The sequence below is a fragment of the Lactobacillus apis genome, assembly GCF_003150935.1.
GTDB classification, from domain to species: Bacteria; Bacillota; Bacilli; order Lactobacillales; family Lactobacillaceae; genus Lactobacillus; species Lactobacillus apis.
Genome location: NZ_CP029476.1, coordinates 160,080 through 171,937 on the forward strand (window position 1 = coordinate 160,080; position 11,858 = coordinate 171,937).

Here is an 11,858-nt window from a genome sequence, read left to right on the forward strand (position 1 = left end):
CTATTGCGGCGCTAGTAAAATAGATAAGATAGATTTTTTTGGAGGATATGATGGATATTGACCCGTTAATTTTTGATGTAAATATTGCAAAAAATAAACCTAATTCATATCGTAAAGTAAAGAATAATTCGGGCTGTCCATTTTGTGAAGTTGACAGCTTAGAAAATATCTATCAAAAAAATGGAGACATGATCTGGTTGCGTAATAAGTATCCAACGTTACGTGACACGGTTCAAACTGTTCTAATTGAGTCGAGTGATCATCATGGTGATATTGCGACCTATTCTAAAGCGTTCAATCGACAATTAATTCAGTTTTCCCTGAACTGCTTCAATAAGATGAGGGCCCAAAAACAGTTCAAGTCCGTTTTATGGTACAAGAACTTTGGTCCAAATTCAGGAGGCTCACTTGTGCATCCACACATGCAAATTGTTGGACTTGAAAAGCAAGACGGCTATCGGAATATTGATGAAGCTAATTTTAAGGGTATAACCCTCTTTGATAAAGCTGGAGTTGAGATTAACGTTTCAACTGCACCAATTCATGGCTATGTTGAATTAAATCTTAATTTATGTGATTTGTCTAGTGTTGACCTATGGGCAGACTGGATTCAAGCGGGAACCAAGTACATGTTAAATGTGGTGTCGAAGGGGCGTTGTGATTCCTATAATTTATTCTTTTATCCGCGTGAAGGAGGCAAAATTTGTGCTAAGCTAATTGCGCGATTTGCTGCTTCACCTTATTTTGTGGGTTATAAGCTACCGCAGGTCGATAATCGTGAAAAATTGCTCCAAGAGGCCGAGCAATTTAGAGCCTTTTTTGAAGAAGAACAGGATTAGGAAAAAGCATATAAGGACAGTTAGAGTTTAAACCTGTATTATCATGGCCTTAGCAACTAATATAATTGTTTGCGACTTAAAAAGTTTAGCAATATAATAGCAAAATGTTATTAAGGAGAAAACTTACATGAGACGAGAACAAACAAGAAACATGGCAATTACAGCTTTATTCATCGCACTTTTTTTACTTCAGACCTTTGTTCCTAACATTGGCTACATTCGTATCCTGCCTGGGTTACCTGCAATTACGACTGCGCCATTAACAGTTGCAATTTATGCCTTATTAATGGGTCCAGTGGCTGGAGCGGTTTTTGGTTTGTTTTGGGGAATTTTACGATTGATCTTGGCGTTTACACAGCCAGGCGATATTGTCAGCTTGATGCTCTTTCAAAATGTTTTCATCGCAGTAATTCCAAGTGTGTGTGCTGGACTTTTTCCTGGTCTAATAGGCAAACTATTTCAGAATAAGAAAAATGGAATAAGAGAAGCCAGCTATGCAATTGCAGGTGCGGTTACCTCTTTAACCAATACAGTCTTAGTCATATTATTAACCAGCCTTGTTTTTATGAATGATTCAGGTCGGCTAATTGGTTATATGGGCAATTTTGCCAAAGGAACGCCATTAATCGAGGCTTTGATTATTGCTTTAGGGATGAACGGCTTGATTGAAGCAATTTTTACAGCAATAGTTACACCGATTATTGTGATACCACTAAAAAAAGTGATGAAGAGAATTGGCTAAAGCTTAATTTTATATACTAGAAATACAGCAAAACTTAGCTGATAAAAGCACTTGCATAAGTAAGTGCTTTTTTTGTTTGACAAAATTCCAAAACAGGATTAGTGTATTAGATATATAATACACAGTGACTAATAGGAGGAAAAGAAAACATGACTGAAATACTACGTGTAGAGCAGGTAACCAAAACGTATGGTAAGCGCGGCGAAAAGCAATATCAGGCACTAAAGGGCATTAACTTCACGGTTAATTCGGGTGAGTATGTGGCTATTATGGGTGCTTCAGGTTCAGGGAAAACGACCCTGCTTAACATTTTGTCAACTCTCGATAAGCCAACAAGTGGTCATGTTTTTATTAATCATGAAGATAATAGTACGTTAAACGCCAATCAGTTAGCCGATTTTAGAAGTAAGCAAATTGGCTTTATCTTTCAAGACTTTAATTTACTGGAAAACTTAACTAATCGCGAAAATATTGCTTTGCCGCTAAGTTTGCGTGGAATATCAACTAAGCGAATTGATCCGTTAATCGATCGAATTGCTGGACGACTTGGAATTGAGCAAATATTAGCCAAGTATCCTGCTGAGGTTTCCGGAGGTCAAAAGCAAAGGGTAGCAGCAGCCAGAGCGTTAGTTCATGAACCAGCAATTTTACTTGCAGATGAGCCAACCGGTGCACTTGATTCAAAGAGTGCACGCGAATTATTGGATACAATGGAAGATTTGAATCAAAATGATGGCATTACAACATTGATGGTTACTCATGATCCGTTTGCCGCTAGTTTTGCCAGTCGAATTCTCTTTATTAAAGACGGTAAGATTGGTAAGCAAATGTTGAAAAACGAGCTGTCGCGGCAAGAGTTTTATCACTTATTGATTGACCATTTAGATACCGATGAATAGAGGAAACGAATATGATTTGGAAATTATCTTTAACAGGAATCAAAAATCGTTTTAAGGATTATACGGTCCTGTTCTCTGGCTTGGTTGTTGCAAGCATGATCTTTTACATGTTTTTGACCATTGCAATTAATCCAGCCTTTATCAAAAACGATATTCAAACCTCAACTTCATATGTTCAATTTACATTTGGCTTTGGCATTGTATTACTAGTCATTATTTCAATGATTTATCTTGTTTACGCTAATTCGTTTTTGCTAAGCATGCGTAAGCACGACTATGGCATGTATATGATGCTAGGAGCCAAGAGCAACAAGATTGGGTTGCTAATTTTTCTAGAAACATTGATTACTGGGATTTTAGCCACTTCAGCTGGCATTATTCTGGGCTTTGGCTTGACTACAGTTGTTGCTAAATTACTAATTGATAAACTGGGTTTAACGGTTACTCATTTTAGTCCCATCTTGCCTAATGCCGTTTTGTGGACATTAATCTTTTTCACTTTAATGTTTCTCTTCGGCGCGCTCAAAAATGCACGTAAATTAGTACGTACACCAGTAATCAGCCTTTTGAAAGACGAGCAAAAGCCAGCTGAAATGAGTCATAAAACGGGGCTGCGCTCAGTGGAAGCAATTGCTGGCCTAGTTCTGCTAGCCATAGGTTACTATACGCTCAGTCTTCCCGCAGCAATGATTTTAATTATCATTCCAGTTGCTTTAGTGACGATTGTAGCGGGATCATACTTTACATTTAATTCTTTTTTCAGTGCATTAATTGGCTTTCTATTAAAGCGAAAAGACTTTTCTTACCGCGGAATCCGGGTGTTTACACTAGGCCAGTTAAAGTTTCGGATTCACGACTACACCAAGATCTTAACAATTATTTCGCTACTCTTTGCCTTGGCTTTAGGAGCAATCACGGTGGGCTTGAACTTTAGTACACTTAAAGATCAAGCTACTGCAAGCACATATTATGACACGACGATTGTAAGTTCCTCTTCTGCAGTTCAAGAAGCTAAAAAGCAGCTGCATATCAAGCACGAACAAACGTATCATTATAAAGAAAACAAAAAGTACTTGTACTTTAAGCGGACTGAATTCAGTGCTAATCCAGTCAAAAACAATGAATTCTATGTCAAAAATGACACACCAGCATATAAGACAGTAAATTTGAAAATTGCTGATCTGGCTAAGCAGGGAACAACTGCTAATAACGTTTTGAACTCAATGCTTCCTGCTAAGCACCATAAGCCTATTCGTTTGGTTTCACAGCAAAAATGGGCTAGTTTAAAGGGCGACAAGCAGTTTGTCACCCTTCTAACCGTAAAGAATTTTCAGCAAGACTATCCAATCCTCTTAAAAATTGAAAAGCAGCAGCTAGAAGAAAGCAAAAATTATGCCAATGTTTATCAATCGAGTAAGGCAGGAGCTTATCAGCTAGTTATGAACTTTAGCAGTGGCTTTGAATTCATGGGCTTCTTCTTGGGCTTTGCTTTCTTAACTATGCTTGCTTCTACTTTGATGTTTAAGATTTTAACTGGTGCTGCTAGCGATAAAATCCGCTATCAGATGTTGTTTGAAATGGGCACTAGAATGTCTGTCTTACGCAATTCAATTAAAAATGAGATTGGTATCTTATTCCTTTTACCGGGAATATTAGGCGTAATCGATGTTCTATTTGGGTTACAGATGTTTAGAGTTTTCCTTCCAGCCCCGTACCACAACTTATGGATCCCATTTACAATTTTTATCATTTTGTACCTCCTCTATTACCTAATAACAGTGAAGTTATATGAAAAAATCGTTTTGAAATCGGATAGTGTTCTCAACAAAGGAGAATGAGCTGCTAGTTTAGGAAAGAGGAGTGCGTATGATTTGGAAGTTGTCTTTAACGGGAATAAAAAGCAGGCTAAAGGACTATCTGGTTTTGTTTTCAGGTTTAACTGTTGCTAGCATGGTTTTCTATATGTTTTTAGCAATTGCAGTTAACCCAGCCTTCATAAAAAATGACATCCACGTTAGAACAGATTACTTAAAATATATTTTTATTTTTGGCATTGTTTTATTAGTCATTATTACTTTAGTCTATTTATTGTATGCCGATACGTTTTTACTCAGCATGCGTAAGCATGATTACGGCATGTACATGATGCTGGGTGCTAAAAGCACTAGGATAGGGCGACTGATTTTTGGTGAAACCCTAATCACTGGTCTTTTGGCCACTTTCTTAGGGCTTATACTTGGGTTTGGTTTAACCTGGATTAGTCTAAAAATACTAATTAGCAAGTTAGGCTTAGAAATACCACATTTTCAGGTCATTTTACCTAATGCGATTATAATTACGATTGCGTTTTTCTTAGTAATATTTTTGGTGGTGGCCTTGGCTAACGTATACAAGTTAACGCACACGCCTGTTATTACTTTGTTACATGAAGATCAGGCACCAGTAAAATTTCGCTATCGTCCATTTTTACGAGTAATCGAAGCAGCAGGCGGTGTTTTCTTACTGGCAATAGGTTATTACGTAATGACACTGCCAAAGGAGCAAGTTTTTAAAATTATTCCAACCGCTTTGGTAACAATTGTAATTGGTTCATACTGGATTTTTGCTGCAGTGTTTAGTTCGCTTGTGGGGCTTTTGTTAAAAAGGAATAGTTTTTCTTATCATGGCATTCGCATATTTACGCTGGGGCAGTTGAAATTTCGGCTGCAAAGCTATACTCGAGTTTTGACAATGATTTCTTTGCTGTTTGCTCTTGCACTTGGTGCAATCACCGTTGGCTTAAACTTTGATTCGCTCAATGATTTAGCAACGCAGTCTGTTTATTACGATGCAACAATTGTTAGCAATTCTTCTGCCGTCAAAAAGGCCGAGTCAAAACTGGATTTAATTAGTAAACAGACATACCATTACAAGGAAACCAAAAAAGTTCTTTATTTTGATCAAGCAGAAATTTCGAAACAGCCAGTGAAATATGTCAGTGTTAACTATTCCAATAACAGAGGTGTCACTCAATATACTGTTAAAGCACTGCAAGTAAATAAAATATCTGATAGCAATGCAATAGATAATACTATTTTTATGCGGATGGTTCCAAACCATGGCCAGCAAAAAGTTAAGCTTGTCTCGTCAAAGGAGTTAAGCAAACTTAGTGGTCAGAAAAACTTTGTTAGTCTTCTTCGAGTTAAAGATTTTCGCCAGGCTTATCCTATTATCGCTAAAATGGAAAGTCAGCAAGTAAAAGAAAAGCCTGCTTTTGCCGCCCTCGTGCCTCAGTCTAAAGCGGCTTTTTACGGAAACTCACTTGCTTACAGTAGTTCGTTTGAATTCATGGGCTTTTTTCTCGGCTTTGCCTTTTTGACTATGCTTGCTTCAACATTAATGTTTAAAGTTTTAAGTGGTGCTGCTGGTGATAAAGTGAAGTACCGGATGCTCTACCAAATAGGAACAAGGAAACAGCTACTACGGCGTTCTATCAAAATAGAAATCGGTGTTCTGTTTCTTTTACCAGCACTTCTAGGCGTGACTGATGTTCTTTTTGGACTGCAACTTTTCAAAGATTTGTTAGAAAACCCCTACCGTAGTATCTGGATTCCATTTACTATTTTTATTATTCTTTATTCATTTTATTATTTATTAACAGTCAAATTGTATGAAAAACTTGTTTTAACAAAAGAGTGAAAAAAGCTGTAATCATTGAGATTACAGCTTTTTATTTTTGCTGAGAAAGCTAACTATTCATTCAAGGTTTTTGGTTAAATTAAATTATTTTTAAAATATTTCTTGACACTTAAAAACAAGATACCTATAATTCTAAGTGTTAAATTAAATTTTTGGGAGGCTATTTTAATGAAAATTACAAAATTAAATAAAAAGAACATTAGAATAGTCAATACGCAAAAGATAATTATTGCCTTGTTGTCAAGTAGGACTTAACCTAAGTAGATTGCTGAATGCAGTTTGTAAAGTTGAGCCCTTGTTTGCTTCTTGATGAATGGGGCTTAACTCATAAATGACCTAGCGCCTCATTCATTAAGTTGAATGAGGTGTTTTTGTAGGTAAATGTCAAAGGAGAAAAAATGAGTAAGTTTAGTAAAAGAGTAATGAGTGCTGTCACATTAGGAGCGGCTGCATTTATGGTGGCGGGCTGTTCCGTTGCTAAAAACAGTGGTAGCAAGGGAACAACCCAAGCACATGACGTTGTTAAAATTGGTGCCAATTTAGAGCTGTCTGGAGCTGCTGCCGGTTATGGTAATGCGGAAAGACAAGGTGTCCAACTTGCAGTTGATGAAATCAATAAAGCCGGTGGAATTAACGTTAATGGCCACAAGAAGAAAATTAAATTGATTTTACGTGACAATAAGTCGGCAATTGCTACTTCATCCTCTGTTGCAGCTCAGTTAACTACTAAGGACAAGGTTGCGGCAATTGTTGGGCCTGCAACCACAAGTGCAGGTACTGCTGAAATTCCAAATATTACGAAAGCAGCTGTGCCAAGTGTCAGTCCATCAGCAACGGATTCAAAATATACTTTACAAAAAGACGGTAAGGTTCAAGAGTATGTTTTCCGTGCTTGTTTCCAAGATAATTTCCAAGGAACTAAAGCAGCAGAATTCGTAATGGATAAATTAAAGGCCAAGCGTGTTGCTATTTACGCTGATAATTCAAGTGATTACGGAACAGGACTAGCTAAGGCCTTCCAAAATACATATAAGGGTAAGGTAGTCGCTAACCAAACCTACTCAGCAGGCGATAAGGACTTTAACGCTGTTTTAACTTCATTTAAGTCGAAAAACGTTGATGCGATTTATGTTCCTGGTTACTACACTGAAGTAGGTTTGATCATCAAGCAAGCTCGTCAAATGGGTATCAAGGTTCCAATCGTTGGTGGTGACGGAATGGCTGATCCGAAGTTACCACAAATCGCAGGTCCTAAGAATGCCACAAATATTTTCTACACCACACCATTTTCTACTCGTGTTGCAGCTAAGGATCCGTTTGCTTCGAAGTTTATGAAGGCTTTCAAGGCACGTTACCACACTGATGCTCCTGCCTTTTCAGCACTTGCTTATGATGCGGTATACCTAGTTAAAAATGCAATTGAAACACAAAAATCAGATGATTCAGTCAAGATTACTGCAGGTTTAGCTAAGACTAAGAACTTCAAGGGTGTTACTGGCGAAATCACGATTGATAAAAAGCACAACCCTGAAAGACCAATCATAACTGAGGAAATGACTAACGGAAAAATCAGTAATTTTTACAAGGTTGATTAACGAAAAACACGTTTAGTTAATAGAGATATTTCAAAGGAGCGATCAAATTTGCAGATAGTTTTACAGCAAATTATCAATGCCTTATCATTAGGCTCGATATATGCCTTGTTGGCGTTGGGTTATAGCATGGTTTACGGCATTATTAAGTTAATTAACTTTGCTCATGGCGATATTTATATGTTAGGGGCATTTTGTGCCTACTACGTAATTAGCCTTTGGCACTTTAACTTTATTACCGCTCTACTTACAGCAATGATTGTTAGTGCACTAGCTGGTGTAGTGATTGAATATTTTGCATATCGACCTCTACGAAAGTCACCTAGAATCGCGGTTTTGATTACTGCTATTGGTGTATCGTTTTTGCTAGAAAATGGTATGTCATATTTAGTAGGCTCTAATGCACGCAGCTTTCCCCAAGTAATGGAACAAGTTAATTACAACATTGGTGGCATTGTCATTTCTAATATTCAAATTTTGATTTTGGCTACAGCGTTGATCTTAATGGTTTTGCTGCAGGTAATTATCAAAAAGACCAAAATGGGACGAGCAATGAGAGCCGTTTCGGTTGATCCAGATGCAGCTGAGTTAGTCGGTGTAAATGTGAACCACACGATTTCATTTACTTTTGCCTTAGGCTCGGCTTTAGCCGGTGCTGGCGGTATTCTGATTGGGATGTACTATAACCAAATTGATCCGCTGATGGGAATGACACCGGGAATCAAGGCTTTCGTGGCAGCCGTATTGGGCGGAATTGGTTCCGTACCTGGTGCATCATTAGGAGGTTTTCTGATTGGTATTTTGGAAACATTTTTCCAATCAATTGGTTTATCTGCATACAAAGATGCTGTCGTTTACTTTGTCTTAATTGTTATTTTGCTCTTTTTACCAGCCGGTATCTTTGGCAAAAATACTAAAGAAAAGGTTTAGGTGGCAAAATGAAAGCAAATTTGAAATACATCTTGTCGTGGCTTGTAATTATGATTGCTGGCTTCTATCTAATCAATGCGTTAATTATGGTAGGCGTGATCGATGACTTTATTGAAAATATGTTGGTCACAATCGGAATCAATATTATTTTGGCAACGGGATTGAACTTAATTATCGGTTTTAGTGGCCAATTTTCACTTGGACACGCTGGTTTTATGGCAATTGGTGCATATGCAACCGCGATTATTACCCAGCACGTAAGCACTGAAATAGGTTTTATTGTGTCATTGCTGGTTGGGATGGCGCTTGCAGCACTTATTGCATTAGTTGTCGGAACAGCAACGTTTACTCGATTAAAGGGTGATTATTTAGCAATTGCGACTTTAGGTGCGGCTGAAATTATTCGCAACATCATCAATAACCTGAAGATTACTGGTGGCTCAGCGGGGATGTTTAATATTCCTCAACTATGCTCTTGGCCAACTGTTTATATTTTGGTTTGTTTAACGACCCTAGTTTTGATGAACTTTATTAGATCTAAAAACGGACGAGCAATCAAAGCCGTACGTGAAGATGAAATTGCTGCTGAAGCGATGGGAATTAATACTACCAAGTGGAAGGTAGCCGCTTTTGTTATTGGTGCGACAACAGCTGCGATTGCTGGTAGCTTGCATGCATCCTATATCCAAACTATTTCACCATCAAACTTTGGAATTATGGAGTCTATTTCGATTCTTGTAATTGTTGTTTTAGGTGGTGTTGGTAGTATGACCGGAACATTTTTAGCAGCAGTTGTTTTAGGCGTGTTAGATACGGTCTTACAAAACTTTGGTGCGCTAAGAATGGTTATTTATGCAATTGCACTGATTTTAATTATGATCTTCAAGCCATCAGGACTGCTCGGTAACTGGGAATTTTCATTAAAGAATCTTGGTAAACATTTTGGTAAAAAGGAAAGGGGCTAGCGCATGGAGCATTTACTGCAAGTAGAACATGCGGTACGTAAATTTGGTGGTGTAACCGCAGTTAACGATGTTTCACTTCATCTAGATGAACATGAATTGGTTGCCCTTATTGGTCCAAATGGTGCTGGTAAAACAACGCTATTTAACTTATTAACAGGGATGGTTCCTGTAACTAGCGGCAAAATAGATTTACGAGTTGACAAGCAAACTTATGATTTAACCAGTAAGAATGCTGTCCAAATTGCTGATTTAGGCTTGTCACGAACTTTTCAGAATATTCGTTTGTTCAAAAATTTAACAGTTATGGACAATGTTTTAACTGCCATGACAAATAAGTACAAAGAAGGATTTTTGACAACTGTTTTTCGTTTGCCAAGCTATTATCGAACTGAAAAGGAAATGAGAGCAGCAGCAGAAAAGCTGCTAGACATTTTCGATTTAACAGATAGCCAAGCATTATTAGCTGAAAATCTACCTTATGGAACGCAGCGCCGCTTAGAAATAGTTAGAGCCTTGGCAACACAGCCTAAAATTTTGTTCTTAGATGAACCTGCCGCTGGAATGAATCCAGAGGAAACAGCAGATTTAACTAACCTAATTAAGCGGGTGCAAAAAGAGTTTGGCATAACTGTTTTATTGATTGAGCATGACATGTCTCTTGTTATGAACTTGGCTGAACGCATTTATGTTCTCGATCAAGGAGAATTACTTGCAACTGGTACCCCTGAGGAAATCAGGACAAATAATAAAGTGGTTGAGGCATATTTGGGAGAAGGTGAAGTCTAGATGGCGATGCTCGAAGTTGAAAACTTGTCCGTTAACTATGGTGTTATCCAGGCTGTTAAAGGGGTAAGTTTCAAAATAAATGAAGGCGAAATTGTGACTTTGATTGGTGCAAACGGTGCCGGCAAGTCGACAATTGTTAAAACAATCTCTGGACTACTTAAACCTAAGGATGGTCAAATCACATATCAGGGTAAGAGCATTGTTAAAGAAAAGGCTCCGCAAATAGTATTAGACGGGATTTCACAAGTTCCAGAGGGACGGCATATTTTTTCCGGACTAACGGTAATGGAAAACTTGCAGATGGGTGCCTTTTTACAAAAAAATGGTAGCGAAGTAAACAAGGTTTATCAGGAAATTTTTGAACGCTTTCCAATTTTACAAAAGCGTAAAAATCAGGATGCTGCAACGCTGTCAGGTGGTGAACAACAAATGTTGGCCATTGGTCGTGCGTTGATGGCTAAACCTAAATTACTTTTACTTGATGAACCTTCGATGGGACTGTCACCTTTGTATATTCAGGAAATTTTTAAGATTATTAAAGAGCTGAATGAAAAGGGTACAACAATCTTGTTGATTGAACAGAATGCTAAACAAGCTCTCTCGATTGCTGATAGAGGTTATGTATTGGCAACTGGTAAAATTGAATTAACTGGTACAGGACAGGAACTATTAGCTAATCCAGAAGTGCAGAAAGTGTACTTCGGTGGCTAAGTAGTTACTTCGAGAGTAAAAAGACCATTCACTAAAAATGTGAGTGGTCTTTTATCTATGGAGCAAGCTTTATTTATGGTAGAGTTTCTTAACGTTTTTAACATCGACTGGCTGAATAGGGTACCTTCCTTCAGTGTCCATGACGGACGGCACTTTTGTATTATGATCAAGCCCCATTGCATGTCCTAGTTCATGCTCGATAGCTTGAAGTACTTGTTGGTAGCGCTCAGCATCATCTGCAAAATCGCACAAGTAATATGTGTTTAACTGGATAGTTGAAGCAACGAGACGGTGGTTTTTGACATAATAGCGCCAATGAGTGTAACCTGCATAGCGGGTTTCTGAATTGTACCAAGGTACAACTGTGATTTGAGCCTTTTTCCTATTCTTAGTTTTTGTGAACGTAAATGCACCTGTCTCGTTCCATTCTTTAATTGCATCATTAGTTACGGCAATTAAATCGTCATTTTTCCCTAAATCAAGGTAAATCAAAGCTTTGGCTTTTTTCCACCGACGGTGTTGTGTTTCTTTGGCATAGGTAACTTGTCTAAAAGAAGCTGGCGAACTAGGATTATTGCTTAAAAAGAATGATCCAATGAGAACAGCTGAAACAGATAACGCACAGACTGTTTTTTTAAAAAAATAAAGGCTTTTTTTCATCTTAATTACCTTTGCTAGCTAATATAATAATATTCATGATAATTATAGCAGTAAAC

11 protein-coding genes are annotated in these 11,858 nt (G+C 37.8%); 10 read left to right on the top strand and 1 reads right to left on the bottom strand.

The annotated features are described in order from the left end of the window. The first annotated feature begins 50 nt into the window (after window positions 1-50). From DKL56_RS00745 to DKL56_RS00790, 10 genes are all read left to right on the top strand, one after another. Complete coding sequence (locus tag DKL56_RS00745; RefSeq protein WP_109715046.1) at window positions 51-839, top strand: DUF4931 domain-containing protein; 789 nt, start codon at window positions 51-53, stop codon at window positions 837-839. A gap of 127 nt (window positions 840-966) precedes the next feature. Then, window positions 967-1,581, top strand: coding sequence for an ECF transporter S component (locus DKL56_RS00750; RefSeq protein WP_109715047.1), 615 nt, complete (start codon window positions 967-969; stop codon window positions 1,579-1,581). A 149-nt stretch (window positions 1,582-1,730) separates the two neighbouring features. Further along, window positions 1,731-2,480 (top strand): ABC transporter ATP-binding protein, encoded by a 750-nt coding sequence (locus tag DKL56_RS00755; protein ID WP_074426054.1) that lies wholly within the window; start codon window positions 1,731-1,733, stop codon window positions 2,478-2,480. Window positions 2,481-2,491: 11 nt separating this feature from the next. Further along, window positions 2,492-4,318, top strand: a complete 1,827-nt coding sequence (locus DKL56_RS00760; protein WP_109715048.1) for an FtsX-like permease family protein — start codon at window positions 2,492-2,494, stop codon at window positions 4,316-4,318. Between the two features lie 28 nt (window positions 4,319-4,346). Next, window positions 4,347-6,158: an FtsX-like permease family protein gene (locus tag DKL56_RS00765; protein ID WP_109715049.1), complete on the top strand. Its 1,812-nt coding sequence runs from the start codon at window positions 4,347-4,349 to the stop codon at window positions 6,156-6,158. A 398-nt stretch (window positions 6,159-6,556) separates the two neighbouring features. Then, complete coding sequence (locus tag DKL56_RS00770) at window positions 6,557-7,753, top strand: ABC transporter substrate-binding protein (protein ID WP_109715050.1); 1,197 nt, start codon at window positions 6,557-6,559, stop codon at window positions 7,751-7,753. Window positions 7,754-7,801: 48 nt separating this feature from the next. Further along, window positions 7,802-8,680, top strand: coding sequence for a branched-chain amino acid ABC transporter permease (locus DKL56_RS00775; RefSeq protein ID WP_046305923.1), 879 nt, complete (start codon window positions 7,802-7,804; stop codon window positions 8,678-8,680). An 8-nt stretch (window positions 8,681-8,688) separates the two neighbouring features. After that, window positions 8,689-9,645 carry a branched-chain amino acid ABC transporter permease gene (locus DKL56_RS00780; protein ID WP_109715051.1) on the top strand — a complete coding sequence of 319 codons (957 nt, stop codon included), beginning with the start codon at window positions 8,689-8,691 and terminating at the stop codon, window positions 9,643-9,645. Window positions 9,646-9,648: 3 nt separating this feature from the next. Further along, window positions 9,649-10,431 (top strand): ABC transporter ATP-binding protein, encoded by a 783-nt coding sequence (locus tag DKL56_RS00785; protein WP_046305925.1) that lies wholly within the window; start codon window positions 9,649-9,651, stop codon window positions 10,429-10,431. Beyond that, on the top strand, window positions 10,432-11,142 hold the full coding sequence (locus DKL56_RS00790) for an ABC transporter ATP-binding protein (RefSeq protein WP_109715052.1): 711 nt from the start codon (window positions 10,432-10,434) through the stop codon (window positions 11,140-11,142). A gap of 69 nt (window positions 11,143-11,211) precedes the next feature. Here DKL56_RS00790 and DKL56_RS00795 read toward each other — a convergent pair whose 3' ends face one another. Then, complete coding sequence (locus DKL56_RS00795; RefSeq protein ID WP_109715053.1) at window positions 11,212-11,802, bottom strand: matrixin family metalloprotease; 591 nt, start codon at window positions 11,800-11,802, stop codon at window positions 11,212-11,214. Window positions 11,803-11,858: the final 56 nt, after the last annotated feature.